At 68.3% G+C, this 26532-nt stretch carries 22 protein-coding genes; 11 read left to right on the top strand and 11 right to left on the bottom strand.

Going from position 1 to position 26532, the window contains the following annotated elements; genetic code table 11:
- Nucleotides 1-154: 154 nt before the first annotated feature.
- From E7811_RS01755 to E7811_RS01770, 4 genes are all read right to left on the bottom strand, one after another.
- Nucleotides 155-706 carry a sarcosine oxidase subunit gamma gene (locus E7811_RS01755; protein WP_136392876.1) on the bottom strand — a complete coding sequence of 184 codons (552 nt, stop codon included), beginning with the start codon at nt 704-706 and terminating at the stop codon, nt 155-157.
- Nucleotides 699-3710, bottom strand: coding sequence for a sarcosine oxidase subunit alpha family protein (locus E7811_RS01760; RefSeq protein WP_136392877.1), 3012 nt, complete (start codon nt 3708-3710; stop codon nt 699-701). Before E7811_RS01760 ends, E7811_RS01755 begins: the two co-directional genes overlap by 8 nt.
- Nucleotides 3707-4030, bottom strand: coding sequence for a sarcosine oxidase subunit delta (locus E7811_RS01765; protein WP_136392878.1), 324 nt, complete (start codon nt 4028-4030; stop codon nt 3707-3709). Before E7811_RS01765 ends, E7811_RS01760 begins: the two co-directional genes overlap by 4 nt.
- Nucleotides 4031-4139: 109 nt before the next feature.
- Nucleotides 4140-5387: a sarcosine oxidase subunit beta family protein gene (locus tag E7811_RS01770; RefSeq protein ID WP_136392879.1), complete on the bottom strand. Its 1248-nt coding sequence runs from the start codon at nt 5385-5387 to the stop codon at nt 4140-4142.
- A 300-nt stretch (nt 5388-5687) separates the two neighbouring features.
- Between E7811_RS01770 and ccmI the strand changes: the two genes are divergently transcribed.
- From ccmI to E7811_RS01785, 3 genes are read left to right on the top strand one after another with little or no spacing between them, the layout of a single operon-like run.
- Nucleotides 5688-6965, top strand: coding sequence for a c-type cytochrome biogenesis protein CcmI (gene ccmI / locus E7811_RS01775; protein ID WP_136392880.1), 1278 nt, complete (start codon nt 5688-5690; stop codon nt 6963-6965).
- Nucleotides 6962-7447 (top strand): Holliday junction resolvase RuvX, encoded by a 486-nt coding sequence (gene ruvX / locus E7811_RS01780; RefSeq protein WP_136392881.1) that lies wholly within the window; start codon nt 6962-6964, stop codon nt 7445-7447. Before ccmI ends, ruvX begins: the two co-directional genes overlap by 4 nt.
- Entirely contained in the window at nt 7444-7674 is a 231-nt protein-coding gene (locus E7811_RS01785; protein ID WP_136392882.1) for a DUF1289 domain-containing protein, read from the top strand. Before ruvX ends, E7811_RS01785 begins: the two co-directional genes overlap by 4 nt.
- A 204-nt stretch (nt 7675-7878) precedes the next feature.
- Here the strand turns inward: E7811_RS01785 and E7811_RS01790 are convergent, their stop codons facing one another.
- Nucleotides 7879-9039, bottom strand: coding sequence for a pyridoxal-phosphate-dependent aminotransferase family protein (locus tag E7811_RS01790; RefSeq protein WP_246020284.1), 1161 nt, complete (start codon nt 9037-9039; stop codon nt 7879-7881).
- A gap of 245 nt (nt 9040-9284) precedes the next feature.
- On the opposite strand from E7811_RS01790, the gene E7811_RS01795 reads away from it, so the two are divergent.
- From E7811_RS01795 to E7811_RS01805, 3 genes are all read left to right on the top strand, one after another.
- Nucleotides 9285-11039: an ABC transporter ATP-binding protein gene (locus tag E7811_RS01795; protein ID WP_136392884.1), complete on the top strand. Its 1755-nt coding sequence runs from the start codon at nt 9285-9287 to the stop codon at nt 11037-11039.
- A 54-nt stretch (nt 11040-11093) separates the two neighbouring features.
- On the top strand, nt 11094-11882 hold the full coding sequence (gene ygfZ / locus E7811_RS01800; protein ID WP_136392885.1) for a CAF17-like 4Fe-4S cluster assembly/insertion protein YgfZ: 789 nt from the start codon (nt 11094-11096) through the stop codon (nt 11880-11882).
- Nucleotides 11883-12199: 317 nt separating this feature from the next.
- Complete coding sequence (locus E7811_RS01805; RefSeq protein WP_136392886.1) at nt 12200-12526, top strand: DUF6280 family protein; 327 nt, start codon at nt 12200-12202, stop codon at nt 12524-12526.
- Nucleotides 12527-12613: 87 nt separating this feature from the next.
- Here E7811_RS01805 and E7811_RS01810 read toward each other — a convergent pair whose 3' ends face one another.
- From E7811_RS01810 to E7811_RS01830, 5 genes are all read right to left on the bottom strand, one after another.
- A complete protein-coding gene (locus tag E7811_RS01810) occupies nt 12614-13720 on the bottom strand; it encodes a hypothetical protein (RefSeq protein ID WP_168732901.1) in 1107 nt (368 codons plus the stop codon).
- A gap of 143 nt (nt 13721-13863) precedes the next feature.
- Nucleotides 13864-15249 carry a TolC family outer membrane protein gene (locus E7811_RS01815; protein ID WP_136392888.1) on the bottom strand — a complete coding sequence of 462 codons (1386 nt, stop codon included), beginning with the start codon at nt 15247-15249 and terminating at the stop codon, nt 13864-13866.
- Nucleotides 15250-15295: 46 nt separating this feature from the next.
- The gene (locus tag E7811_RS01820) at nt 15296-15949 is read right to left on the bottom strand and encodes a protein-L-isoaspartate O-methyltransferase family protein (protein WP_136392889.1); all 654 of its coding nucleotides are present in this window, start codon (nt 15947-15949) and stop codon (nt 15296-15298) included.
- 273 nt (nt 15950-16222) lie between these two features.
- The gene (locus E7811_RS01825; RefSeq protein ID WP_136392890.1) at nt 16223-17215 is read right to left on the bottom strand and encodes a hypothetical protein; all 993 of its coding nucleotides are present in this window, start codon (nt 17213-17215) and stop codon (nt 16223-16225) included.
- Between the two features lie 139 nt (nt 17216-17354).
- A complete protein-coding gene (locus E7811_RS01830) occupies nt 17355-19070 on the bottom strand; it encodes an SH3 domain-containing protein (protein ID WP_136392891.1) in 1716 nt (571 codons plus the stop codon).
- 123 nt (nt 19071-19193) lie between these two features.
- Between E7811_RS01830 and E7811_RS01835 the strand changes: the two genes are divergently transcribed.
- The gene (locus E7811_RS01835; RefSeq protein WP_136392892.1) at nt 19194-19979 is read left to right on the top strand and encodes a CbiX/SirB N-terminal domain-containing protein; all 786 of its coding nucleotides are present in this window, start codon (nt 19194-19196) and stop codon (nt 19977-19979) included.
- 200 nt (nt 19980-20179) lie between these two features.
- On the opposite strand, the gene dctP is transcribed toward E7811_RS01835, so the two are convergent.
- On the bottom strand, nt 20180-21217 hold the full coding sequence (gene dctP / locus E7811_RS01840) for a TRAP transporter substrate-binding protein DctP (protein WP_211092097.1): 1038 nt from the start codon (nt 21215-21217) through the stop codon (nt 20180-20182).
- 275 nt (nt 21218-21492) lie between these two features.
- On the opposite strand from dctP, the gene E7811_RS01845 reads away from it, so the two are divergent.
- From E7811_RS01845 to E7811_RS01860, 4 genes are all read left to right on the top strand, one after another.
- Complete coding sequence (locus tag E7811_RS01845) at nt 21493-22929, top strand: NAD(P)/FAD-dependent oxidoreductase (RefSeq protein ID WP_136392893.1); 1437 nt, start codon at nt 21493-21495, stop codon at nt 22927-22929.
- The gene (locus tag E7811_RS01850) at nt 22922-24145 is read left to right on the top strand and encodes an NAD(P)/FAD-dependent oxidoreductase (protein ID WP_136392894.1); all 1224 of its coding nucleotides are present in this window, start codon (nt 22922-22924) and stop codon (nt 24143-24145) included. Before E7811_RS01845 ends, E7811_RS01850 begins: the two co-directional genes overlap by 8 nt.
- The gene (locus tag E7811_RS01855) at nt 24142-25566 is read left to right on the top strand and encodes an FGGY family carbohydrate kinase (RefSeq protein WP_136392895.1); all 1425 of its coding nucleotides are present in this window, start codon (nt 24142-24144) and stop codon (nt 25564-25566) included. The genes E7811_RS01850 and E7811_RS01855 overlap by 4 nt, the downstream gene beginning before the upstream one ends.
- A 247-nt stretch (nt 25567-25813) precedes the next feature.
- Nucleotides 25814-26428 (top strand): hypothetical protein, encoded by a 615-nt coding sequence (locus E7811_RS01860; RefSeq protein WP_136392896.1) that lies wholly within the window; start codon nt 25814-25816, stop codon nt 26426-26428.
- Nucleotides 26429-26532 lie beyond the last annotated feature (104 nt).

Here is a 26532-nt window from a genome sequence, read left to right on the forward strand (position 1 = left end):
CAGAACGGGGTGCGGGCGCGAAAAGTGGCCCGATGCAAGGAAACCGGAACCGCATGACATCCTGCACGACAAAACCATTTCCGGTTTGCTTGGCACAGCAAAAGGCCCCGCGCAATGCTTGCACGAGGCCGTTTTTTTCGATCATCCGCCGGGATCAGGCCAATTCGCTGCCCGTCTGTGCCGAATGGGTCAGGAGGCCCATCACATAGCCCGCGACCGACCGGAAGCTGACCAGCGTGTAGCCCTCGCCATCCTTCCAGAAGGCCGCCGCCACCTGGGCCGCGCGGCTGCGGCGCAGTTCGCCCGGTTCCAGCCGCGCAAGGTCAACCGGGGAAAGCTTGGCCAGAACCTGATCGGCCTTCGCGCCCTCGATGCGGAACACCGCGCGCGCGTCCGAGACATCGACCGCAAGGTGATGTTCGCCCTTCAGCTTGGCCGCCAGCGCGGCCAGACCCGCCGCCACATCCGCATAGGGCAGGATCAGCAGATATTCGTCCGGGCTCATCCAGCCTGCGGCGCGGTCGCCGTTGACCTCGATCCGCCGTTGCGCGGGAAGGGCCGTGCCCGTCACCGCCTTCACGGCCGCCGCCAGGCCCTTCACATCGGGTTTCGCGCGCAGGGTGATCATGCCCAGCGGGCCGATCTCGCGGATGGTGGCGAAACCCTGATGCGTGGCCCCGCCCAGTGCCGAAACCGGTTCAGACATTCTGCTTCTCCCCGTCCTTGTCGTAGAAGACCGGGCTGACGATGCGCGCCTTGACGCTGCCGCCGCCCACCTTCGGGAATTCCACCGTTTCGCCCATCCGTTCCGGACCGCGCCGGACCAGACCCATCGCGATCCCGCGCTTCAGCGTCGGGCTGTAATAGGTCGATGTCACGCGGCCTTCGGTGTTGCGCTGGCCGTTGCCGTTCACGCCCGGCGCCACCGCATAGGCCCCGTCGGGGATGACCGACCCGTCCAGCGTTTCCAGGCCCACCAGCTTCCACCGCTCGGGGTTGGCCAGATAGGTGCGCTGCATCCCGCGCTTGCCGAGGAAATCCGCTTTCTTCTTCGACACCGCCCAGTCAAGGCACAGGTCCAGCGGCGTGACCGTACCGTCGGTTTCGTCGCCGATCATGATGAAGCCCTTTTCGGCCCGCATGACGTGCAGACATTCGGTGCCATAGGGCATCGCGCCGAATTCGGCCCCGGCGTCGTTCAGCGCCTTCCAGAAGGCCATCCCCTCCGAGGCGGGCACGGCGATTTCGTAGGACAGTTCACCCGAGAACGAGATCCGGTAGACCCGGCAACGGAAGCCGCCCAGTTCCCCGTCGGCCCATTGCATGAAGGGCAGCGCCTCGCGGCTGACATCCATACCGCCCAGCTTTTCCAACAGCTTGCGCGCGTTCGGTCCGACCACGGCGACCTGTGCATACTGTTCGGTCACATTGGCGGTGTAGACCTTCCAGTCCCACCATTCGCATTGCAGCCAGTCTTCCATCCAGGCGTGGATGCGATCGGCCCCGCCCGAGGTGGTATGGCAAAGCCAGGTGTCCTCGTCGATCCGCGCCACCACGCCGTCATCCGACAGGAAGCCCTGTTCGTTGCACATCAGGCCATAGCGGCACTTGCCCACCGGCAGCGACGACATGACATTGGTGTAAAGCATGTCGAGGAAGCGGCCCGCATCCGGGCCCTTGACGATGATCTTGCCAAGGGTGGAGGCGTCCAGCAGGCCCAGGCGTTCGCGGGTGTTCGTCACCTCGCGGTGGACCGCCTGTTCATGCGTCTCGCCCGCGCGGGGATAGCAGTAGGGGCGGCGCCACAGGCCGACGGGTTCGAAATAGGCGCCCTGCGCTTCATGCCAGGCGTGCATCGGCGTGCGCCGCAGCGGCTGGAAGATATCGCCCCGCGACTCGCCCGCCAGTGCACCGATGGTGACGGGCGTGTAGGGCGGGCGGAAGGTTGTGGTGCCCACCTGCGGGATCTCGGCGTTCAGGCTGTCGGCGAGGACGGCCAAACCGTTGATATTCGACAGCTTGCCCTGATCCGTCGCCATCCCGAGCGTGGTGTAGCGCTTGGTGTGTTCGACGCTGGTATAGCCCTCGCGCGCGGCAAGCTGCACGTCGGACACCTTCACGTCGTTCTGGTAGTCGAGCCACATCTTCATGCGCAGCGCGGGCCCCGCCCCCTGCGGCATGATCCAGACCGGCTCCATCCGCGCCTCGGCGGGGGCTGCGGCCTCGGGCGCCTTGGCCTTCTTCGGCTTCATGCCCAGAGCCTGGGCCGCCTCGGCCCCGGCGCGGTCGGCATCGGCCAGGCACTCGCCCGCCGGAAGCGCGCCGTTCGCGGCGCCCGCTGCGATGACCATCGCACTGCCATCATGGGTGATCGGCGGGCGCGCGGCATCGGGGCGGAAGTGGGCGGCGGCCTCGTCCCAGACGAGTTTGCCGCCGCAATGGCTCCACAGGTGGACGACAGGCGACCATCCGCCCGACATCGCCACCGCATCGCAGGCGATTTCCTCGCGCGCGGCCCCTTCGCCGGCCTGCAGGCCGATGGCGACGCCGGTGACACGCTTCGAACCCTTGACCTTGACGATGGCCGACCCCGTCTCGATCCGGATGCCAAGAGCGCGCGCCTTCGCGGGCAGATCGCCCGTCACGTTCGGACGCGCGTCGATCACCGCGGGCACATCGAGCCCCGCCTCTTTCAGCGCGATGGCGGTGCGGTAGGCATCGTCGTTGTTGGTGACGACCACGGTGCGGTCGCCGGGGCTGACAGCCCAGTTCACGACATAGTCGCGCACGGCGCTGGCCAGCATCACGCCGGGAATATCATTTCCCGCGAAGGACAGCGGCCGTTCGATCGCGCCGGTGGCCGAAACGATGCGGCCCGCGCGGATGCGCCACAGGCGCTTTTTCGGGCGCCCGTCGCCGGGCGTGTGGTCGGCCACGCGTTCCTCGGCCAGCACATAGCCGTGGTCATAGACGCCGAAGGCCATGCAGCGGGTGCGAAGCGTGACGTTCTCCATCGCCGAAAGTTCGGCCAGGGCTGCCTCGACGAAAGCCTCGGCCGGCTTGCCGTCGATCTCGACTCCGTCGACCGGCGCCCGCCCGCCCCAGTGCGGGGCCTGTTCCAGAAGGATCACGCGGGCGCCGGCGCGGCCTGCGACCAGCGCGGCCTGAAGGCCCGCGACCCCGCCACCCGCAACCAGCACGTCGCAGAAGGCATAGGCCTGTTCGTAGCGGTCCGCGTCACGATCCTTCGGCACCTTTCCAAGGCCCGCCGACTGACGGACGATCGGTTCGAACAGGTGCTTCCAGGCCGCGCGTGGATGGATGAAGGTCTTGTAGTAGAAGCCCGCGGGCAGGAACCGCGCGGCATAGTTGTTGACCACGCCCACGTCGAATTCGAGGCTGGGCCAGTGGTTCTGGCTGGTCGCCGTCAGCCCGTCGAAGAGTTCCGTCGTCGTGGTGCGCTGGTTCGGCTCGAACCGCCCGCCCTCGCCCATGTTGACCAGCGCGTTGGGTTCCTCGGCGCCCGAAGCCACGATGCCGCGCGGACGGTGATACTTGAAGGACCGGCCGACCAGCATCTGGTCATTGGCCAGCAGGGCCGCCGCCAGAGTGTCGCCCTTGAAGCCCTTCATCCGCTTGCCGTTGAAGGTGAATTCCTGTGCGGCGCCGCGGTCGATCAGGCGGCCGCCCCTTGCCAGACGCGTGCTCATTTGTAACCCTTCCAGTCAGGCCGCTTGGCCTTGATCTTCGCCACGATGTCGGCGGGCGGTTCGGAGGTCTGCGCGGGATAGGTCCCGAACACCTCGAGCGTGGCCGTGCAGCGCGCGGCCAGGAACCACTTGCCGCAGCCATAGGCATGGCGCCAGCGTTCGAAATGCACGCCCTTGGGGTTCTTGCGGGCGAACATGTAGGCTTCGAATTCCTCGTCCGAGGAGCCAGGCCCGAAACGCTTCAGATGCGCCTCGCCGCCGGGCGACAGTTCGGTCTCTTCAGCCTTCACGCCGCAACAGGGGCATTCCAGGATCAGCATGTGCGTGCCTCTTTCTGCATCTTCGGCCGGGTCGGAAAAATCTTCGTACGAAGATTTTTCGCCGCCGAAGATTTTTCGTACGAAAAATCTTCTCGTCCCGCGGCGACCATCAGTGCGCCACCCCTGCCGCCACGCTTTCGTCGATGAACTGGCCTTCCTTGAAGCGCCACATCGAGAATTCGGCGGCCAGCGGGCCCGGTTCGCCCTTGGCCATCAGTTCCGCCATCGCCCAGCCGGAACCGGGGATCGCCTTGAACCCGCCGGTGCCCCAGCCGCAGTTGATGAAGCAGTTGCCGAGCGGCGTCTTCGAGATGATGGGCGAACGGTCGCCGGTCATGTCCACGATCCCGCCCCACTGCCGCAGCATCTTCAGTCGCGAGATCATCGGGAAGGTCTCGACCAGCGCGCGGAGCGTTTCCTCGATATGGTGGAAGCTGCCCCGCTGGGTGTAGTTGTTGAACCCGTCGGTGCCGCCGCCGATCACCATCTCGCCCTTGTCGGACTGCGACATGTAGCCGTGCACGGTGTTGGCCATCACGACCACGTCCATGCAGGGCTTGATCGGCTCGGAAACCAGCGCCTGCAGCGCCACGGCCTCGATCGGCAGGCGGAAGCCCGCCATTTCCGCAAGCTGGCCGGAATGGCCGGCCACGACGATGCCAAGCTTCTTGCAGCCGATGTGGCCGCGCGTGGTGTCAAGCCCGGTCACGACGCCGTTCGACTGGGTGACGCCCGTCACCTCGCACTGCTGGATGATGTCCATCCCCATCGCCGAGCAGGCCCGCGCATAGCCCCAGGCCACCGCGTCATGCCGCGCGGTGCCGCCACGCGCCTGGTAAAGCGCCCCGAGGACCGGATAGCGCGGCCCGTCGATGTTGATGATCGGCACCAGTTCCTTCACCCGCCCGGGCCCGATCCATTCGGTCGACACGCCCTGCAGGTTGTTGGCATGGACCGTGCGCAGGTAGCCGCGCACCTCGTGATGGGTCTGGGCCAGCATCAGAAGGCCGCGCGGGCTGAACATCACGTTGTAGTTCAGGTCCTGGCTCAGCGTCTCGTAAAGCGCGCGGGCCTTTTCATAGATCGCGGCCGACGGGTCCTGCAGGTAGTTGGACCGGATGATCGTCGTGTTGCGGCCGGTGTTGCCGCCCCCGAGCCAGCCCTTCTCGATCACCGCGACATTGGTGATACCGTAGTTCTTGCCAAGATAATAGGCCGAGGCGAGGCCGTGCCCGCCTGCGCCCACGATGATGGCATCGTAGGATTTCTTCGGCTCCGGGCTTTTCCAGGCGCGTTCCCACCCCTGGTGGTACCGAAGCGCCTCACGGGCGATGGCAAAGACGGAATAGCGTTTCATGGTCAGCCTTTCCCCTGTGGCCGGGATCTTCCGGGTTTTGGAACGCGGAGGAGATTTATCCGCTCCTCCAAGCGGCACAATCCGGAAAAATGCGACATGGCGCGACATGCTGCCGCCCGGGTGGCCGTTTGGCGGTCGCCCGGGGGCCCTCCGGTGCCCGCCGGACCACCGGCCGCGCCCGCCGCAAGGGGTGGTCCGCCCCTGCAACACGATTGCGCCAATGTCCCGTGGCTGCGGCGGTTTGCACCTTTTTCCGGAAGGCGGGAAACGATACATGGGGGGCAGACTTAAGGAGACGACATGCCCGGCACACCGCTTACCATGTTCTGGCTCGTGGCCGCCGCGCTGGCGGTGGCCGTGGCCGGCATCCTCTACATGGCCTTCCGCCGCGCCACGCTGCAAGACGACCCGGCCGCCGCCTACGACCTGCGGGTCTATCGCGACCAGCTGGCCGAGGTCGATCGCGACCTCGCCCGTGGGGTTCTGGGGGCCGAGGACGCCGAACGCATGCGCACCGAAATCTCGCGCCGCGTGCTGGAGGCCGACCGCGCCGTGAAGCTGGGCAGCGGCGCTGCCGCGAACGCCTCTGCGGGCGGACGCGCGGTGCTGATCGGGTTGACGGCGCTAGCTGTCCTCGGATCCTTCGCGCTTTATGCACGGATCGGGGCGCCGGGCTATCCCGACATGCCGCTGAAGGACAGGCTGGCCATGGCCGACGAGCTGCGCTCCACCCGTCCGGCTCAGGACGTGGCCGAGGCCGACGCGGCCCCGGCGATCGCGGCCATGGAGCGGCCGACGCCGGATGCCGCCTATCTGGAACTGGTGGACAAGCTGCGCGCCGCCGTCGCCGAACGCCCGAACGACATCCAGGGCCAGGAACTGCTGGCCCGCAACGAGGCGGCGCTTGGCAATTTCCGCGCCGCCTACGAGGCGCAGCGCCAGATCATCGCGCTGAAGGATCCCCGCTCGACCGCCGAGGACCATGCGATCCTTGCCGAGCTGATGATCCTTGCCGCCGGGGGCTACATCAGCCCCGAGGCCGAAGTGGCGCTGACCGAGGCCCTGCGCCGCGATCCCGAGAACGGGACCGCGCTTTACTATTCCGGGCTCATGTTCGCCCAGACGGGTCGTCCCGACATGGCCTTCCGCATCTGGCGCCCGCTGCTCGAACGATCGGCGCCGGACGCGCCCTGGGTTCCGCCGCTGCGCGCCCAGATCGAGAACATGGCCGCGCTTGCCGGGATCGACTATGTGATGCCCCCGGCGGGGGCGGCCCCCGGTGCAGCGGTCGGCGCGATGCCCGGCCCGACCGCCGAGGACATGGAGGCCGCTGCCGGGATGTCCGACGAAGACCGGCAGGCGATGATCCGCGGCATGGTCGAGGGACTGAACGACCGGCTGGCCAGCGAAGGCGGCACCGCGCAGGAATGGGCCCGCCTGATTGGCGCACTTGGCACGCTGGGCGAAACCGACCGGGCCCGTGCGATCTGGACCGAGGCGCAAGGCCGCTTTGCCGAACGCCCCGAAGATCTGGCATTGGTGCGAGCCGCCGCCGAACAGGCCGGTGTGGCCGAGTGAGCGTTCATGCCGACCTGGCCGGCTTTGCCGATGCCCTGCCGCCGGTCGGGTGCCTTGCCGGGCTCGACTTCGGGGAGAAGACGATCGGCGTCGCCCTGTCGGACGTGCTGCGGGGCGTTGCCACGCCCACGGTCACGATCCGGCGGGTGAAGTTCACGCTGGACGCAGCCGAGCTGCTGAAGATCGTGGCGGCACGCGGGGTGGTCGGGTTTGTCGTCGGCCTGCCGCGCAACATGGACGGCAGCGAAGGACCGCGGGCGCAGGCCACCCGCGCTTTCGCGCGCAACCTGTCGGGCCTCACGCCCCTGCCGATCGGCTTCTGGGACGAAAGATTGTCCACCGTTGCGGCAGAAAGGGCACTGCTGGAGGCGGATGCGTCCAGAAAACGTCGCAAAGAGGTCATCGACGCGGTCGCAGCCGGATATATCTTGCAGGGAGCGCTGGACCGGATGGCGCATCTGAAACGGGAGCGGGCAGAGTGAAGGACGAGGTCTGGAAGCGCGACGAGGTGCAAAGCCCCTGCGTCAAGATCTGTGTCGTGCATCCCGAGGAACGGCTGTGCGTGGGCTGCCTGCGCACGATCGACGAAATCGGCCGCTGGTCGCGCATGACACACGAGGAACGCGCGGGCGTTATGGCGGACCTTCCGGCCCGCGCCCCCCGCCTGCGCAAGCGCCGCGGCGGCCGCGCCGCACGCCTCGCCGATTGACGCGCCCGAACGGATGACGGGAAAAGGGGGGCTGTCTGCCCCCCTCTTTGGCTGCGCCAAATTCACCCCCCGAGGATATTTCCGGACAGAAAATGAATCCGGCATCCGGATCGTCGTATTTTCTGTCGGCAAATATCCTCGGGGGTGAGCCGCCAGAGGCGGCGAGGGGGCGGAAAGCCCCCTGCCCGGCCTCAGGGCCCGCTCTCAGGCCCGTGTGGCGCGGGCAATCTCGGTGGCGGCGGCGGCAAGGGCGCCGTCCCCGTGCGGGATCTCCAGTGCCTCGAGCCCGGCCTGCATCACCGACAGGACACCCAGCGTCATGTGGGCGTTCACATGCCCCATATGGGCCACGCGCAAATAGCCGTGCCATTCGGGATCGCCGGGCAGCGCCATGCCAAGCCCGATGCCCAGCGTGACCCCGGCGCGCTGCTCGCACCAGTCGCGCAGGCGCGTGGCATGGGGCGCGCCGCCCATCCGGGCGGCCGTCACCGCGCGCCCGCGGTGGGCGGGATCGGCGATGTTCAGGCGGATTTCGGGATTGCCGCGGTTCCAGGCCGCGAAGGCCGCCCAGACGGCGCGCGCGAGGGTCTCGTGGCGGGCCCAGATGTTGGGCAATCCCTCTTCGCCAATCATGTCGAGCGCCTCGCGCAGCGCAAAAAGGTGATGCGTGGGCGCCGTGCCTGCCCAGTGCTGCCAGAATTCCGTGCCGCGCGCGCGCGGCTCCCAGGCCCAGTAGGGCGTGCGCAGGTCCGCCTCGCGGCACCGCTCCAGCGCCCGGTCCGAGAACCAGACGAAGCCCAGCCCCGGCGGCACCATGATGCCCTTCTGGCTGGCCGCCACGGTCACGTCCACGCCCCAGTCATCCATCCGGAATTCGTCGCAGGCCATCGAGGCGATGCAATCCACCGCCAGAAGGGCGGGATGGTGAAGATCGTCCATAAGACGGCGCAACGCGGCCACGTCGTTGCGGGCGGAACTGGCGGTGTCCACATGGGTCACCGTCACCACCTTGATCGCGTGGGTCCGGTCGGCTTTCAGCGCCTCTTCCACGCGGGCCAGATCGACGGGCGAAGAGCGGCCGAAATCCAGCACATCGACCGCAACCCCCATCGCGCGGATCGACTCGGCCCAGCCGATGCCGAACCGCCCCGTCGCCAGCACCAGCGCACGGTCACCACGCGAAAAGAGGTTCGCGTTCGCCGCCTCCCAGGCGCCATGGCCGTTGGCAATGTAGATCGCCACATTCTGCGTCGTGCCCGCCAGGGCGCGCAGGTCCGGCCAGAGGCTGGCCACCATGTCGTAAAGGGCGCCGCCGTAGATGTTCGGCGCCGCGCGATGCATGGCGTTCAGCACCCGGTCCGGCATGACCGAAGGGCCTGGAATGGCCAGATAGGGGCGACCATGGGCAAGGTTCGGGGCAAGGCTGGGGGCAAGGCTGGGGGCAAGGCTGGGGGCGGCGGGTCGGTTTTCGGGGGGCATGGAACGGGCTCCGCAGGTTTCCGCCTGAATGGCTACGCCTGCCCCGGTGCAAGGTCAACGGGGCCTCGCGCCTTGCGAAGCCGGGGAGTTTGGCGATAGACCGGGGCAACCGATCCTGACCGGACCTGCCCGTGACGCGTCACCCTGCCCCCGATCCGCGCTATTCCTCGCGCAGGCTGTTTGCCCGGCTCTGGTCGGGCTACCTGAGGCCGCATGCGGGGCTGATGGCGCTGGCCGCCCTGTTCATGGTGATCGAGGGGGCGACGCTCGGGGCGTTGTCCTGGCTGATCGAGCCGCTTTTCGACCGGGTCTTCGCGCCCGGCGGGCAAGGTGCGCTGGTCTGGGTGGGGCTGGCGATCCTGGGCCTGTTCCTTACCCGCGCGGTCACATCCGTGACAGCCAAGACGATGCTGACGACGGTGGCGCAGAAATCCTCGACCGCGATGCAGGCGGATCTTCTGGCCCATATCCTGACACTGGACGGGCGGTTCTTTCAGGACAACGCGCCCGGTGCCCTGATCGAGAGGGTGCAGGGCGACACGATCGCAGTGCAAGGCGTCTGGTCTTCGGTCATCACCGGGGTCGGGCGCGATGCGGTGGCGCTGATTTCGCTCTTTGCCGTGGCGCTGTCGATCGATCCGCTGTGGACACTGGCGGCGCTGGTCGGCGCGCCGCTGCTGATCGCGCCTGCGGTGGTGGTGCAGCGCTACATCCGGCGCAAGACCGCGCAGATGCGGGCGCAGGCGGGGCTGCGCGCGACGCGCCTCGACGAGATCTTCCACGGCATCCAGGCGATCAAGCTGAACCGGATGGAGGATTACCAGGTCAGCCGGTTCCGCAGGATCGTGGGACAGATCGTGCGGGCGGAAATCCGCATGATCATGGGCCGTGCGACGATCCCGGCGATGATCGACGTGGTGACCGGCATCGGCTTTTTCACCGTACTGATGCTGGGCGGACGCGAGGTGGCATCGGGCGACCGCACCACGGGCGAGTTCATGGCCTTCTTCACCGCGATGGCGCTGACCTTCCAGCCGATCCGGCGACTGGGCGACATGGTGGGAATCTGGCAGATCGCCGCGGCCTCGCTTGAGCGCATATACCGGCTGTTCGACACACATCCCGCACCGCGTGCCCCGGCCACCGCCCGCGCGCCCGGAGGCGCCCCCGAGATCCGGCTAGAGGATGTGTGCTTCGGCTATGGCGACCTTCCGGTCCTGAACGGCGCGACCTTCACCGCCGACGCCGGGCGGACGACCGCGCTTGTCGGGGCGTCGGGCGCGGGGAAAAGCACGGTCTTCGGCCTTCTGACGGGGCTTTTGCAGCCAACCTCGGGCCGCATCCTCATGGGTGGGGTGGACACGGCCGACCTGTCGCTGGCCGACCTGCGGGCACAGTTCGCCGTGGTCACGCAGGACAGCGCGCTGTTCGACGAAACCCTGCGCGAGAACATCGGCCTTGGCCGCGACCTGCCCGAGGCGCGTATCCGCGCTGCGGTGGAAGCGGCCCATGTGGCCGAATTCACCGACGCGCTGCCCCTTGGCCTTGATACGCCGGCCGGGCCGCGGGGATCGGGCCTTTCGGGCGGCCAGCGGCAGCGCATCGCGATTGCCCGCGCGCTGGTGTCGGATGCGCCTGTGCTGCTGCTGGACGAAGCGACCAGCGCACTGGATGCCCAGTCCGAGGCGCTGGTGTCAGACGCGCTGGCGCGGCTTGGCGAGGGGCGCACGACGCTGGTGATCGCGCACCGGCTGTCGACGATCCGGGCGGCAGACCGGATCGTGGTGATGGATCGCGGGCGGGTTGTCGATCAGGGCCGGCACGAGGATCTGCTGGCGCGGGGCGGACTTTACGCCGATCTCTGCCGGCTTCAGTTTCAGGGCTGACCCTTCCCCTGCCCTGCGTCGTTCCTATATCACCAGCCTGAACCGGGGATGCCGATGACCGCGATCAACACGCCAGACCGCTGCGACGACCGCCGCCTGATCGACCTGGGCGGCGCGGATGCGATCCATTTCCTTCAGGGTCTGGTGACGAATGACGTGCGGCCGCTTGCCGGGACCGATGGCATCGTCTGGGCCGCGCTGCTGACCCCGCAGGGCAAGTATCTGGCGGATTTCCTTGTGGTGCGCAGCGCCGGGCGGCTGATGATCGACCTGCCGGAACGGCTGGCCGACGCCACGCTCAGGCGCCTTTCGATGTATCGCCTGCGGGCGGATGTGACACTGACGCCGTCGCCGCTGCATGTCAGCAAGGGGCTTGGCCCAGCGCCCGCGGGCGCGCTGGCCGATCCGCGCCACCCGGCCCTGGGCTGGCGGCTTTATTCCGACACGCCCGGCGCCGACCCGAAGATCGACTGGGACGCGATCCGCGTCGCGCATGTCATCCCCGAAAGCGGGATCGAGCTTGTCCCCGATGACAGCTACATCCTCGAAGCCGGGTTCGAGCGGTTACAGGGCGTGGATTTCCGCAAGGGCTGTTACGTGGGCCAGGAGGTGACCGCGCGGATGAAGCACAAGACCGAGTTGCGCAAGGGCTTGGCGCGGGTGCGGATCTCGGGGGCGGCCCCGGTGGGCACGCCGATTCTGTCGGGCGACCGCGAGGCCGGTGTCTTGTTCACCCAGTCGGGCGGCCTGGCCATCGCGCATCTGCGTTTCGATCGCGCCGACGGCCCCCTGACCGCGGGAGACGCCACTGTCACGCGCGACCCCGACGCGCCCGGCCGTTGACCCCCGGCCGTTGACCATTGTGACCCCTTTCGGGCGAAGGCACCGCCCGACCGCCACCAATACGGGAATGTCCACAGGATCGTTCACGCCCCGACCCTCATTTGTGTCAAATTTCTGACCAAAGGGTTGATAATCCAGACATCGGCCCCATATCTGGCGGGACGCGGCCCGGGTTTCCAACTAGATACGGTAACGCCTTTGCGACAGCCATGCACGGAACGCATGGCAGTCATTCCAAAGACGCGATACCGAATCGTTCAGAAAACGCCATATTCGCCGGACGTCGGAAAACGCAAGAGCAAGAACAGGACGACAAAATGGCCGATTTTGTTGACAGCACCGCATTCAACTTCGAACAGGGGCAGCGCGCCCGCAAGTTGTTTGCCGCCGTTGTGCTGGCCGCTTTGGACGATGCCATTGCGGATGACAAGAAATACGGGAATGGCCCCGAACAGATCGCCCGCTGGGCGCGGTCGCGCGACGGGCGCGAGGTTCTGTCCTGCGCCGGGATCGACCCGAACGAGCGCGTGGTCAAGGGCCTGATGGAATTCGTCTCCAAGGGCGTGCGCACCTCGGTCGCGCTCTCGCGCGAGGAAAGCGAACGCCGTGCCGCGATGGAAGCCGATCAGGCCGAAGCCGCCTGAGCGGCTCACGGTCGCCAGACACCGGAATTGGAAACGCCCCGATCATGGTCGGGGCGTTTTCCTTTGCGCGAAGGACGTTCAGGAGGATCAGTCGAATTCGCGCGCGGCCAGAGCGCGGGCCACCTCGGCCCGGACCAGCTTGCGCACGTTGCGGGTGATGCGTTCCCCCAGGCTGCCCTGCAATTCGTCGCGGATGATGTCGCGCACGACTTCGCGCAGCGCCTCTTCGTCCATGACGCCGTCCTCGGCATCGAACAGGCCGACTTCCGCCTCTGCATCGGCGGCTTCCTCGGCCAGGCGTGCCATCGTGGCCTGTTCCAGATCGTCGACGACCTCCATCGCCGCGATCGCGGCGATGGCTTCGGCCTCGGCGCGGTCGGCCATCGCGGCATCCGCCGGCGCAGGATCGGGCACCACATCCGGCGTGGGATCCGCAAAGGACCCGGCCTGCAGCGCCTCGTCACCGGACGTCACGGTCGCGTCCCAGTCGCCTTCCGCCCAGGCATGGACAGGCTCGCCCACCTGATCACGCGCGGCGAGTTCGGCCTCCTCTGCCTCGTCGATCCGGTCGAAGGCGGGCATCCGCGGGGTGGGTTCGGCCCATGCCCCGTCGGCCCAGTGCAGCGCCGGGTGATCGTCCATCGGATCGCCGGTTTCGGGTTCCCAACTGGCGTCATAGTCCTGCTGCGACAGCCCCGCGACGACATCCTCGATCACCGAGGCGGCATCCGGTTCAGCCGATTGGGCGGGTTCAGCCGCTTGTGAGGATTCGGTCGATTGGGCGGGATCGTCAAAATGCGCGGGCTCGGAAGGCGCGGCCATGTCCGCAAAGGCCACTTCGTCCGACCACCATGCCGGATCGGCGGCGGCTTCGGACATGGCTTCGGACATGGCTTCGGGCGCGGGTTCGGGTTCCGCATGGCCGAAGGTTTCCGGCAGCTCCGCCGCAGGCGTCGCCAGTTCCGCCCCCACCTCGGGGACGGGCGCGGCCACAGGCTGCAGGCCCTGCGGGGCGGGCGCGGCCTCGGCCGGTTCGTTCCCCACGACGCGCAGCGCGGGCGTCAGGATCAGACGGTCAGCCCCGGCGGAAGGTGTGGACGAAGCGGGCGTTTGCGGGCGGTGTTGCGGGCGCAGGTCTTCCGACACAAGGCGCCGGATGGAGGACAGCACATCCTCGATTTCCACGGAACTCATCGGTTCGGACATGCCCGGCCCCAAATCTTCTTGTTGCGAAAGTCTAGCCGACCGTTCCGCGTCTTACAAGAAAATGCCGGCAAGGGGCGAACGCCTTTGCGCTGGCCGCCACGCCCCACCCGATCCGGCATCCGCCCCGACGGTCAGTTGCCGATGGATTTCAGGATACGGTCCAGTTTTGCGCCCGGAATGCTGTGCACCGGGGCGTTCTTCACCGTGTTGTAATAGGCCGCCGGATCATAGGTCGGGATCCCCAGCTTCAGGTGATCGACCGTCAGCAGGCCCATCGACTGCAACACGCCGTAGACGCTGAGATAGCGGTTGGCGACGGCCTGAAGCCGCCCCGCGCGCGCATCAAGCAGTTCCTGTTCGGCGTTCAGCACATCAAGCGTGGTGCGCGAACCGACCTTCGCCTCTTCCCGCACGCCGTCATAGGCGGTCTGGGCGGCCGCGATCTGGCGGTCGGTGGCCTGGATCGAGGCATTGGTGACCTCGAGATTGGCCCAGGCATTGCCGACCTGCTGTTCGATCTGCACCGAGGTCTGCAACAGGCCCGACCGCGCCGCCTCGCGTTGGGCGATGGCCCGGCGATAGAGGGCGGCAAGCTGCCCGCCGGCATAGATCGTCTGGTTCAGCGTCAGAGACAGCGTGTTCGAGGTGTTGCCGCCCTCGGCCAGACCGACCGAGGCGCGCCCGGTCAGCGTGGGCCTGGTGTCGGCCTGCGCACGCGCGACGTTGAGGTCCGCGATGGCCGCCTGCCGCTGCGCCTGCTTGATCTGCGGATGTGTCCGCACCGCCACGTCACGCGCGGCCTGCAACGATTTCGGCAGCGCGGGCGTCCCGGGCAGGGGCGCCAGATTGCCCGGATAACGACCGACAGCAGCCTTGTAGGCCTCGCGCGCGACGGCCAGATCGCCTTCGGCCGCGGCAAGGTTCGCACGCGACGCGGCCAGCCGCGATTCCGCGATGGCCACATCCGTGCGGGTGATCTCGCCCACTTCGAAACGGTCCTGGGCCGCGCGCAATTCCTGCGTGATCAGCCGGACGTTCGACTGGCGCAGGTCCACGATTTCCTGGGCAAGCCGCACCTGCACGAAGGCCTGGATCGCCGCACCCAGCACCTGCTGTTCGATGTTGACCAGCCCCTCGCGCGTGGCCAGCACGCTTTCCTTGGCCACCTCGACGGCAAGCGCCCCGCGCCCGAAATCGAGGATGTTCATGTCGGCAGTCAGCGCCGCGCTGGTCGAAAGATCATCGGTGGTGATCGGCTGGCCGAGGAAGTTCGAGGTTTCCTGCCAGCGGTAGGTCGATTGCACCGTGAAGTTGATCACCGGGCGCAGGCGGGCCAGCGCGATGGCCGCGTCCTCGTCGGCCGCGCGCAGCAGCGCCTGGTTCTGGTCCAGAAGGTTCGAATTGCGATAGGCCGCGATCATCGCGTCGGTCAGCGTCTCGGCCGAGGCCGCAAGCGGTGCGACAGTGGCGGAAATGAGTGTGAACGCCGCGACCGTGGCTGTCTTCAGAAAACGCATGTTCAATCCTTCCGCCCTCACAGAGGGTCCGTATCCGCCAGCGATGTCAGAGCACGAAGCCCCGTTGTGCGGCAAATCCCGGAAGCACCGGGGCCGCGGCATTGAACGCCAGACGCCAGGTCACCTGGCCGTCCACCTTGTACCCCACACGGGCCGCGCCAAGCGCACCCTCCATGAAGACCGCACCGATGCGGCCGCCATCCTTCAACTGGTCGATCAGCGCCTGGGGGATCTGTTCGACCCCGCCCTGCACGGTAATCACGTCATAAGGGCCGTGTTTGGCCGCACCGGATACCAGCGCACCCTCGATCACGGCGGCATTGTCCACGCCTTCCGCCGAAAGCGTGCGCTGCGCGGCAGCGGCCAGATCGGCGTTTTCCTCGACCGCGACGACCGCATCGGCAAGACGCGCGATGACGGCGGTCGAATAGCCAAGGCCACAGCCCAGATCCAGCACCAATTCGTCGGGCTGGATATCCAGCGCATCCAGCAGCTTGGCCAGCGTCCGCGGTTCAAGCACCACGCGGCCCGGAGCGATGTCGACATTCTCGCCGATATAGGCCGCCTCGCGTTTTTCGCTTGGCACATACACCTCGCGCGGGACGGTCAGCATCGCTTCGATGATCGGGAACTTGGTCACATCCGACGGGCGGACCTGAGTGTCCACCATCATCGTGCGGCGCTGTGCGAATTCGGTCATTTCTAAGCTCTTAGTCTGGCCTCGGCTGTTTCTGTGATGCCACAGAACCGGGTGGACGGCAACATGGCGAATGTCGCACTCACATTCAGCCGGACGCATGTGTTGTCAAGCCCTTCCGGCGTATTCCGGATCTTCGCCGCGCGTTAAATCGCGGCGCACAACCGCGGCCTTCCCCCCGCCAAGGCGGGACCGGCAGAGCCGGCAAGCATCCGCCACGTCAGCGCCCCGACCACCCGCCTTGCGGGGCGTCGGGGCGCCGGGGCGGCGTCGCGATCAGGCGTCGCCCGCCGGTGCCGTGGCATCCGCCCGCGTCCGGCCCAGGCCCGCCCAACCCATCGCCCGCTCGCCCAGCTTGCGGAACTTGTCCGAGGCGCGTTCCAGCTTCGCCTCCCATTCCGGGTTCGGCGTCTGGCCCTCTGTCACCTTGAAGTAGACCTGCAGCAGGCAGGCCAGCGCGAAGGGTTCGATCAGCGCGGCCTTCACCGCCCAGGCAAAGACCAGCGCAAAGACCAGCCCCCCCGCCGACCAGGCGCCGGGCATCAGATAGACCACCGCCGCCGCCGGGGCGAGCATCAGGATGAAGACGACGAAGGCGAGAAGATAGACGATCGCTGTCAGCCATGCGGCATTGACCAGCATCGGCCGCGCGTTCTGGCCGTAAAGCACAAGCGCCTCGCGCGCGCTGGCCCAGGGGTTTTGCGAACGGGTGCGGATCGCATGGGCAAGGATGACCTCGTCCACCAGCCCGACGGCCATGCGCAGATAGGCGCGCACGATCCCCATGATCCGGTCAAGGCCGGGGATCGGCAGGATCGACAGCAGGCCCTGCACCAGCCCGGTGATCGCGCCGATCACCCCTTTGATCAGCTGATCCAGCGCGAACAGCGTGCTGGCCTGCCCGAAGCGTTCCGTGACGACAGCGCGGGCATGGGCGATCTGGCCCTTGCCGCCGGGAATCTGCCCGCCCTCCAGCAACTCCACCATCACGGCGATATGGCCTGCCTTCACGATGTAAAGCAGGTAGTCGCGCAGAAAGAACAGCACCCCGGCCACAAGCCCGAAGCCGCCGAAGGCACCCCACGCGGTCGATTGTGCGCGGAACTCCTCGTCGCCGAAGGCGCCGATGCCCCAGCCTACGCCCGCCCCGGTGCCGGTGGCGATCACTAGGGCCGCCGTGATCCCGAAATAGACGATGGCCCTGAACACCAGAAAGGGCGCGGTCTGCGCCATGAGTGACATTGCCTTGCCGATGCTGAAATCCCACATGCCCTGAATTCTCCGTTCCTGTCGCGCATCAATACTCAAATCGTCGCCGAAGCGGGGCGAAGTCTGCCACAGCCGGCGATCCCCCGGAAGGCCCGCCAGCACGCTCGGCGGGCAAATCCCGCCGGACCTTTCGCCCGCGCTATCGCTGGGGGGTCAGGTATTTCGCCTGCGCCCACCCTTTCACCTTGCCCAAACGGACCGCGCACCAGGCCTTTTCCAGAATCCGGGCATTTGCCGGGTCCTTCGGCTGGCGGAACTGGCGCAGGGTCAGGCGGGGTTCGCATTCCGTCACCTCGATCCCCCGGGCATCAGCCCCAAGCCCGCCCGCCAGGTTCGACGAGATCGCCCGTGCGACATGGACCGGCACCGTATCCCGGCCCTGCGGCAGCGCCTTGACCCGGAAGGGCACGTCACGCAGCTGAGGCTCGGGTTTCGGCTGTGGCGGCACCCAGCCCTGATACCCGACCAGTGCAAGGTGGAACGCCTGCACCCAGCCCTTCACGCGTCCTGCCTCGATCTCGCACCAGCCGCCGCGCAGGGCCTTTTCGTTGCCCGCCACCTGCGGACGGCGGAACGTCTCGATCGTCAGGCCGCGCGTGCATTCCAGAACCCGGATGCCCATCGTCCCCGGCTCCAGCCGCCCGACCACGACCGACGAGATCGCCCGCGCCGCATGAACCTCAAGCACGCTGCGCGACCGGCTCGGCGTGTCCACCATGAACTCGGCCCCGCGAAACAGGTCGGGCTTCGGTTCGGGGGGTTGCGGCTTGGGCGGTTGCGGTTTGGGCGGTTGCGGTTTGGGCGGCGTCACCGTTTCCGACCAGGGGATGCGATTGGCATCGAAGGGCCCGTCGCGATAAAGCGTGACCGGCAGCCACTGGCCATACTTGCCCCAAGACGCACGGATCCGGCCATCCCGGACCGGCATCGCCATCACCAGCGAACCGCCGTGCGTGTCCCCGCCCCCGGCATTGTGGACGTAGAATTCCACCTGCACCCGGTCGGGCGCGGTTGCCTGCGACATCGGCTGCACCTCGGCGCGCGGCGGCAGACCCGGCCGGTTGTAGAACACCCCGCGCCCGGTCACCTCGCGATCGCGCAGGCGCATCGCCAGAAGCCCGACCTCGCGCCCCGCGTCATCCAGAATCCGCCAGGTGCCGCCGATCCCCGACATGTCGGGCAGTCCCGAAGGCGTGGACGGGGCGGGCGGACGGCGGTCGCGATGCGCCTCGGCTATCCTGTCCAGCGTCAGAGGGAAGGATTCGGCAAAGCCCACGTCGGCCAGAAGCCCGAGGTTCGGATAGGGATTGCGCCGCAGCGCCTCGATCCGGGGATCGGGCGGGCAGCGCGTGGTCTGGCACGGATGCGCGCGCCGCCATGCCGTCGTCCGCATGTCCAGCCCGCGCGCCGGATGATAGACCGCCATCTGATACCCGCGCGCGCCGGGACGCAGTTCCAGAAGCCGCATCTCGCCCCGGTCGGCGAAGGCAAAGGCGATATGGGCCACGTCCCGTTCCAGCCTGACACCAAAGACCCGCACCGCCAGTGCCGAGGCATCGCCCTGCGCCTGACGTGCCGACCGGAGCGCGAGTTCGTCGCAGAATTCCGGGTGCATCGTCTCGGGGCAGGTGCCGTTGGTGCGGCCGGTCAGGCGGAAATCGGCAAGGCCGGTCGGCTGGCCTGCGAACTGGGTCAGGTCGACCTCGATCGCCGCAACCGCGCCGGCGGGCAGATCGGCGGCATATCCGCCGTACCACGGGCCGTCCTGCGCCTGCGCGGCGGCGGCCACCATCCACGACAGGCCGAGGGCCAGCGCAAGAACACCCTGCACCTTCCGCATCGCGTTGATCCGCATGAAGCCCTCCCTGACCGATGACCCGGTCAGCATAGGCCCCCCATGCGCGACAGATCAAGCAAGCATGGCCCCTTGCCGCCCCGCAGGCTGGACATTGCCGCCCCCCGCCCTATCCTGCCGCCGATGAAGACCACAGCAAGCCCTCCGCCAGCGCCTCTGCCCTCGCCGCCCTGTGGCGCGCCCCAGGCCGCCCGCCCCTCGGCGCTGATCGTCGCCCATGGCTCGCCCGCCGATCCCGAACCGCAGGAGGCATGGCTCGCCGCGCTCGCGGTGCGGGTCGCGATGTGGTGTCCGGGCTGGACGGTCCGGGCCGCCACGCTGGCCGCCGATGGCGCGCTGGCACGGGCATTGGCAGGGCTCGACCGGCCGGTGATCTATCCGTTCTTCATGGCCGAAGGCTGGTTCACCCGGACGAACCTGCCAAAGAAGCTCGCCGCCGCCGGGGGCGAGGGCCTGCGCCAGCTGCCCGCCTTCGGACATGACCCGGAGATGCCCGCCCTTCTGGCGCGCGCCGCTCGGGACGGGGCCGCCGCGCACGGGATCACCCCCGAAGGCGCAACGCTGATCCTTGCCGCGCATGGCAGCCAGGTGTCGCGCGCCTCGGCCACCATCACCGAGGAAATGGCGGCGTCCTTGCGGCGGGAAGCGGGCTTTGCAGCCGTCGTGACCGGCTATGTCGAGGAAGCGCCCTTCCTTGCCGATGCAGCGCGCGGCATCTCGGGCCCGGCCATCTGCCTTCCCTTCTTCGCCACCCGCGCGGGCCATGTCGCCCAGGACGTGCCCGAGGCACTGGCCGAAGCCGGGTTCACAGGCACGCTTCTGCCCGCGATCGGCGAACATTCCGACGCGGCGCGCCTGATCGCCGATGCCCTGCAAGCGGCGCCGGCCCTGCAAATGGCCCCCGCCTGACCATCTTCAACCTGATCCAAATACCCGGCGAACCCGTCGCCGCCCGCGCATCGCCGGGGCGTGAAGACCCGCCGTTGCCGCATCCCATGGCAATGCCCTCGGCGGGGGGTCGATCCCCCCAGCCGAGGGCCCCCCGCGCCCCCTGGGGCAGAAAAAGGGGGCGGTCGCCCGCCCCCCTTCGATCCGCAATCCGGGCCGGATCAGCGATAGGGATAGCCGGCCTTTTCCATCGTGGCGGCATAGTCCTTGAAGGCCTGCACCACCTTGCCCGCGCGGGGGCTCGATGCGGCGATCTCGTCCCAGAAACCGGCCGCGTCGGCCACGACCTGTGCCCATTCCTCGGCCGGAAGCGAGGTCAGTTCCATCTTCTCGCCCTCGACCCGCAGCTTGGCCTCGCCGCCCCAGTACCAGACGTTCCGGTAATAGTGCGACTGGTCGATGGTCGAGCGGAACAGCTGCTGCAGATGCGGCGGCACCTTGTTCCAGCTTTCGGTATTGGCGAAATAGCTGCCGCACCAGGCGCCGGTCACGCTGTTGGTCAGCGCATAGTTGCAGACATCGGCCCAGCCCACCTCATAGGCCTCGGTGAAGCCGCACCAGGCCACGCCGTCCAGTTCGCCCGTCTGCAGGGCCACCTCCACGTCGTCCCACGGCACTGTCACCGGCACGAGGCCATAGCGCGACAGGAACTGCCCTGCGGTCGGCACGCCGAAGACGCGCTTGCCGTTCATGTCGGCGAGGCTGCGGATCGGGTCCTTGGTGAAGATGTGCAGCGGGTCCCAGGCGCCTGCCGACAGCCAGGTGACGTTCTCGACCTCGCCATAGGCTTCGGCCCAGATATCGTTCAGCCCGTAATAGGCGAACATCGCCGGCAGATCGAGGCTGAAGCGGGTGTTGAACGGGAAGTATCCCCCGAAGACCGAGATATCGACCGGCGAGGCCATCGTGGCGTCGTCCGACTGCACCGCGTCGATCGTGCCGGCCTGCATGGCCCGGAACAGTTCCGCCGTCGGCACAAGCTGGTCGGCATAGTAAAGCTCGATCTCCATCTCGCCGTTCGCCGCGGCGTTGAAGGCATCGATCTGCGGCTTGATCACATGGGCGCCGAGCGGCGCGCCGGAATAGGTCTGCAGCCGCCACTTGATCGGTGCGGATTGCGCGTTGACATAGGGCGCGGCCAGCGTCGTCGCCGCCGCGCCAAGGCCTGCCGTCTTGAGGAACTTCCGGCGGCTGGCCAGAATCCGCTCGGACGGGGATAGAAGTTTTTCGGTCATGCGTCTTTCTCCTCTGTTGGAAGGGTCCGGCCTCTTGGCGGGCCGTTCGATCTCATCGGATATCGGTGAGCCGACGAAAAAAGCGTAAGCCCGCGACGGGCTGTCCGTCGAGATGGTTTCTTTTCCGGATGGGCAAAAAAGACAGAATCTTTTCATTGTGACGCAAAAGGAAGCAATCGTTTCGGAGGTGCCGCGCCGCCGATTGACGCAAGGGTCGGTTTCCCCGCAGGCTGGCCGCCATGACCCGACCCGCGCCCGTTGCAGATTCGCCCTTCGATGCCGCCATCATCGGCGGCGGCGTGATCGGTTGCGCGCTTGCACGGCGCTTCACGCTGGAGGGCGCGCGGGTGGTGCTGATCGAACGCGCCGCCGATGTGCTGGACGGGGCATCGAAGGGCAATTCGGCGATCCTGCACACCGGCTTCGACGCGCCCCCCGGATCGCTGGAACTGGCCTGCGTCCAGGCGGGCTACCGGGAATACCTCGACATCCACGAAAGCCTGAACCTGCCGCTGATCCGGTCGGGGGCGATGGTCATCGCCTGGACCGAGGACGAGGCCACCGCCCTGCCGGACCTGATCGCGCAGGCCCGCGAAAACGGCGTGGACGATGTCGAACCCCTGACCGTGGCAGGCGTGCGGGCGCTGGAAGCGGGCCTTGGCCCCGGCGTCAGGGCGGCCTTCCGCGTGCCGGGGGAATACCTGGTCGACCCCTGGTCGGCGCCGCATGCCTATCTGCGCCAGGCGGTCGAGAACGGCGCGAGGCTGATGACATCGGCGGCGCTTCTATCCGCGGAATATGACGGGGCGGCCTGGCATCTGGATACGGCGCGCGGCCCCGTCCGGGCGCGCTTCGCGATCAACGCGGCGGGGAATTTCGGCGATCTGGTCGACGAGATCCTGCACGGGCGGCGCGATTTCACGCTGCGCCCGCGCAAGGGGCAGTTTGTCGTCTACGACAAGGCGGCGGCGCGTCTGGCCGGGCATATCCTGCTGCCGGTGCCCTCGAAGATCACCAAGGGGATCGTCGTCTGCCGGACCGCCTTCGGCAACCTGATTGTCGGCCCCACCGCCGAGGATCAGGACGACCGCGCCCGCGCCGAACTGGTCCCGGAAACGCTGGCCGCGCTGATGCGGCGGGGTGAAGAAATCCTGCCGGGCCTGAAAGGGATGGAGGTGACGGCCACCTATGCCGGCCTGCGCCCCGCGACCGAGTTCAAGGATTACCAGATCCGCGCGCATGACGGCCGGGCCGCGATCACCGTAGGGGGCATCCGGTCCACCGGCCTGTCCTCGGCGCTTGGCACCGCGCGCCATGTCTGGGGGCTGGCGCAGGGCATGGGCCTCGCGGGCCGGCCGGTTGCCGCGCCGGTCGTGCCCCGGATGCCCGCGCTGACCGACGAGGGCACGCGCGACTGGCAGTGCCCCGGCAACGGCGGCATCGTCTGCCATTGCGAGATGGTGACCCGGCGCGAGATCGAGGCCGCGCTGTCCGGCCCGATCCCGGCGCAGACGCTGGCGGGCCTGAAACGGCGCACGCGCGTCACGATGGGGCGCTGCCAGGGGTTTTACTGTTCGGCGGAACTTGCGCGGATCACGGCGGGGCGTCTGGCGGTGCCGATGACGGGGGATGCGGACATCGGCAGCGAAACCGGCGGGGGGCACGCCGATGACTGACCTGCGCCCGCTCTGCGATCTGGCGATCATCGGCGCGGGGCCTGCGGGCCTGTCCGCCGCGGTGGCGGCACGTGCGGCGGGCGCGGGCCATGTCGTCGTTCTGGAACGCGAGGCCGAACCGGGCGGCATCCCGCGCCACTGTGGCCATTCCCCCTATGGCATGCGCGAATTCCGCCGGGTGATGGGTGGGCGGGCCTATGCCGCGCGACTGGCCGCCGAGGCGCGCGCGGCGGGGGCGGAAATCCATTGCGAGACATCGGTGATCGCGATCCATCCCGGCGGGCGGCTTCTGGTCAGCACGCCGAAGGGCGCGATGGAGATCGGCGCGCGCCGCGTCCTTCTGGCGACGGGCTGCCGCGAGACAAGCCGCGCGGCCCGGCTGATCGGGGGGGAAAAGCCGGGCGGCATCCTGAACACGGGCGCGTTGCAGGGGCTGGTCTACCTGCAGGGGATCACGCCGTTCCGCCGCCCGCTGATCGTCGGCTCGGAACTGGTGGCCTTTTCGGCGCTGCTGACGTGCCGCCACGCCGGGATGCGCCCTGTCGGCATGGCCGCACCCGAGGCCCGGCCGCTGGCGCGCTGGCCCGCAGGCTTGCTGCCGCGTCTGATGGGGGTGCCGTTCTGGGGCCGGACCCGCATCGCCGCGATCCACGGCCACGACCGGGTGACGGGCGTCACGCTGGAAGGGCCGGACGGCCCGCGCGATCTGGCCTGCGACGGGGTGATCCTTTCCGGGCGGTTCCGGCCGGAAAACGCGCTGGCCCTGACCGGGCATCTGGAAATCGACCCGGCCACGCGCGGGCCGGTGGTGGACAGCGACGGGCGCTGTTCGGACCCGGCCTATTTCGCCGCGGGCAACGCGCTGCGCGGGGTGGAAACCGCGGGCTGGTGCTGGGCCGAGGGGCGGCGCATCGGCGTGGCCATCGCGGCGGATCTGGCACGCGGCCTGCCGTCCCCGACGCTGACCGTCGCGGCCGAAGGCGCCCTTGCCTATGCCCTGCCCGCCCGCATCCGTCCCGGATCGGACGGCCTGCCCGACCTGCAACTGCGCGCCGCGCGGCCCCTGCGCGGACGGCTGACGCTGACGCTGGACGGGACCGAGATCCTGTCGCGGACGATCAGCGCGCGGCCCGAACGGCGGATCACCCTGCCGCTGTCGATCCTGCCCGCCGGGGCCAGCGGCAGGCTTGTCGTGCGGCTGGAGGAGGGCGGATGATCCTCGCGCTCGACCAGGGCACGACCTCGACCCGGGCGCTGATCGCGGGCGAAGACGGGCGGCTGACACCGGTCCTGAACCGCGAACACCGGCAGATCTATCCGCGCCCCGGCTGGGTCGAACATGACCCCGAGGAACTGATCGCACATCTTGCGGCCTGCATCGAGGCATCCCTGCCCCATGCCCCCCGCGCCATCGGGATCGACAATCAGGGCGAAAGCTGCCTTGCCTGGGACGCAGGAACCGGGCGGGCGCTGACACCGGTGATCGTCTGGCAGGACGCCCGCACCGAAGAAACCTGCGCGCGGCTGAAGGCCGACGGGGCGGAAGACCTGTCGCTGGCCCGCGCGGGGCTGCCGCTGGATCCCTATTTCTCGGCCTCGAAACTGGGCTGGGTCCTGCGCCATGTGCCCGAGGCCGCAGCCCTTGCGCGTGGGGGACGCCTGCGTCTGGGAACAACGGACGCCTTCTTTCTGGACCGTCTCGCAGGGACCTTCGCGACCGATGTGACGACCGCCTCGCGCACCGGGCTGATGAACCTTCAGACGCTGTCCTGGGATGCAGACCTGTGCGCCCTGCACGGCGTACCGGCCGAGGCGCTGCCGCCGATCCGGTCCACCACGGGGGATTTCGGCGCCATTCGCGGCATCCCCGTCACCGCCAGCGTGACCGACCAGCAGGCCGCACTTTACGGGCATGGTTGCCGCGCGGCGGGCGACGGCAAGATCACCTTCGGCACCGGGGCCTTTGCGCTGATGCTGACGGGCGGGCTGGACCGGTCGCGCGCGGGCTGCCTGCCCACGGTCGCCTGGCAGCTTCGGGGCGAGCCGCCCGTCTATGCGCTGGATGGCGGGGTCTATGCGGCCTCGTCCGCGGTGAACTGGGCGCGCGGACTGGGGCTGTTTTCCGGCTGGGACCAGATCAACGGCTTTGCCCGCGACAGCGCGATCGACGCGGGGCTTGCCTTTGTTCCGGCGCTGGCGGGGCTGGCCTGCCCGCATTGGAACCGCCGCGCGCGCGGCGCCTGGCTTGGCATGGGGCTGGAAACAAGCCCGGCGGACCTGATGCAGGCGCTGCTGGAGGGCGTCGCCTTCCGCATGGCCGAGGTGATCGAGGCCATGGGCGCGCCTGCGGGTCATGCGCTTTCGATCGACGGCGGGATGACCCGCAACCCGTGGTTCTGCCAGACCCTTGCAGACACGCTGCAACGTCCGCTGACGATCGCCGCCGAACCGGAGCTGACCGCCGCAGGCACGGCGGCGCTGGCCGCGCAGGGCGCGGGGCTTGAACTGGCGCCGCCCCCGGTGGGGCACAGGATCGCCCCTCGCCCCGTCCCCGGGGCCGCGCGCCGCGCCCGGTTCGCTGCCGCGCGCCACGCCGTCGAAGGATTTGCGCAGGCGGCAACGCCCGACGGAACCTGACAGCCCGCCTGCCATCGCGGCGCCACGATGCGGGGCGATGTGCGGAAATCCGCCGGAAACGCCCCGTGGTGACAGGTTCCTTGTCAACATGCCTTGAACGGTCGGGCACAAGCCCACATCTTCGACCCCACCAAATCATGAGTTGCGCCGGTTTCCCCTGTCTTCGCCATGACCGTGCCGCATTTGCGGTTCATAAACCCGTTCTGGCCTACCCATGGGAAACGCGACCACGGAGACGAGGCAGAGCATGTTGAAGACCCTTCGGAAATCGGCCCGCGTTGCGGGCATCGCCGCGGTAACGATGACGGGCATTTCCGCCCCCTCGCTTGCGGACGGGCTTTCGCCCGCGCAACGCGTCCTGTCGGTTTCGTCCTCGAACAGCCCCAGCGGCAATGCCGAGGTGCGGTTCCGCGCGTTCCTGACCGGATATGGCTACTGGGACAACACGCCGCCCGGATCGGCCGAGATCTCGAAACCGGTGATCCACCGCAAGGCGGGGGGCAAGGGCACATGGCGCGACCCGATCACCATCGCCGTCGGCCATGTGATCGAGAACCGCCGCCAGACGCTGGATTTCCCGCCGGGCACGCGGTTCTACATCCCGCGCCTGCAGAAATACGCCATCGTCGAGGATGTCTGCGGCGACGGGACCCGCCCGCAGGATGGCCCCTGCCACACCGGCTACAAGGGGCATCCGTGGCTGGACATCTACATCGGCGGCGCGGGCGTCACAGCGCGCGACACCGAGGCCTGCGCACGCAAGCTGACCGGGTTGCAGGACCTGATCCTCAATCCGCGGCGGGATTATCCGGTGGTCGCGGGCGAAATCGCGACGACGGGCTGCCAGGTCTTCCGCGGCTGACGCCTTTTTCGCGCGGCCGGCGGCATATCGGCCACGCGGGACGGGTATCCGGGGCCTGATTGTGCGTGGCCTTTTTTTCCGGGGTCGTTTTTTACCGGGGGCGG

Source organism: Aliigemmobacter aestuarii (genome assembly GCF_004799285.1).
Classification (GTDB): Bacteria; Pseudomonadota; Alphaproteobacteria; order Rhodobacterales; family Rhodobacteraceae; genus Aliigemmobacter; species Aliigemmobacter aestuarii.

What these genes read in the sequence shown, in the direction of transcription:
- E7811_RS01755 (WP_136392876.1), bottom strand. Translation starts at nt 706, where the DNA reads ATGTCTGAACCGGTTTCGGCACTGGGCGGGGCCACGCATCAGGGTTTC.
- E7811_RS01760 (WP_136392877.1), bottom strand. Translation starts at nt 3,710, where the DNA reads ATGAGCACGCGTCTGGCAAGGGGCGGCCGCCTGATCGACCGCGGCGCC.
- E7811_RS01765 (WP_136392878.1), bottom strand. Translation starts at nt 4,030, where the DNA reads ATGCTGATCCTGGAATGCCCCTGTTGCGGCGTGAAGGCTGAAGAGACC.
- E7811_RS01770 (WP_136392879.1), bottom strand. Translation starts at nt 5,387, where the DNA reads ATGAAACGCTATTCCGTCTTTGCCATCGCCCGTGAGGCGCTTCGGTAC.
- ccmI (WP_136392880.1), top strand. Translation starts at nt 5,688, where the DNA reads ATGCCCGGCACACCGCTTACCATGTTCTGGCTCGTGGCCGCCGCGCTG.
- E7811_RS01790 (WP_246020284.1), bottom strand. Translation starts at nt 9,039, where the DNA reads ATGCCGGACCGGGTGCTGAACGCCATGCATCGCGCGGCGCCGAACATC.
- ygfZ (WP_136392885.1), top strand. Translation starts at nt 11,094, where the DNA reads ATGACCGCGATCAACACGCCAGACCGCTGCGACGACCGCCGCCTGATC.
- E7811_RS01805 (WP_136392886.1), top strand. Translation starts at nt 12,200, where the DNA reads ATGGCCGATTTTGTTGACAGCACCGCATTCAACTTCGAACAGGGGCAG.
- E7811_RS01810 (WP_168732901.1), bottom strand. Translation starts at nt 13,720, where the DNA reads ATGAGTTCCGTGGAAATCGAGGATGTGCTGTCCTCCATCCGGCGCCTT.
- E7811_RS01815 (WP_136392888.1), bottom strand. Translation starts at nt 15,249, where the DNA reads ATGCGTTTTCTGAAGACAGCCACGGTCGCGGCGTTCACACTCATTTCC.
- E7811_RS01820 (WP_136392889.1), bottom strand. Translation starts at nt 15,949, where the DNA reads ATGACCGAATTCGCACAGCGCCGCACGATGATGGTGGACACTCAGGTC.
- E7811_RS01825 (WP_136392890.1), bottom strand. Translation starts at nt 17,215, where the DNA reads ATGTGGGATTTCAGCATCGGCAAGGCAATGTCACTCATGGCGCAGACC.
- E7811_RS01830 (WP_136392891.1), bottom strand. Translation starts at nt 19,070, where the DNA reads ATGCGGATCAACGCGATGCGGAAGGTGCAGGGTGTTCTTGCGCTGGCC.
- E7811_RS01835 (WP_136392892.1), top strand. Translation starts at nt 19,194, where the DNA reads ATGAAGACCACAGCAAGCCCTCCGCCAGCGCCTCTGCCCTCGCCGCCC.
- E7811_RS01845 (WP_136392893.1), top strand. Translation starts at nt 21,493, where the DNA reads ATGACCCGACCCGCGCCCGTTGCAGATTCGCCCTTCGATGCCGCCATC.
- E7811_RS01850 (WP_136392894.1), top strand. Translation starts at nt 22,922, where the DNA reads ATGACTGACCTGCGCCCGCTCTGCGATCTGGCGATCATCGGCGCGGGG.
- E7811_RS01855 (WP_136392895.1), top strand. Translation starts at nt 24,142, where the DNA reads ATGATCCTCGCGCTCGACCAGGGCACGACCTCGACCCGGGCGCTGATC.
- E7811_RS01860 (WP_136392896.1), top strand. Translation starts at nt 25,814, where the DNA reads ATGTTGAAGACCCTTCGGAAATCGGCCCGCGTTGCGGGCATCGCCGCG.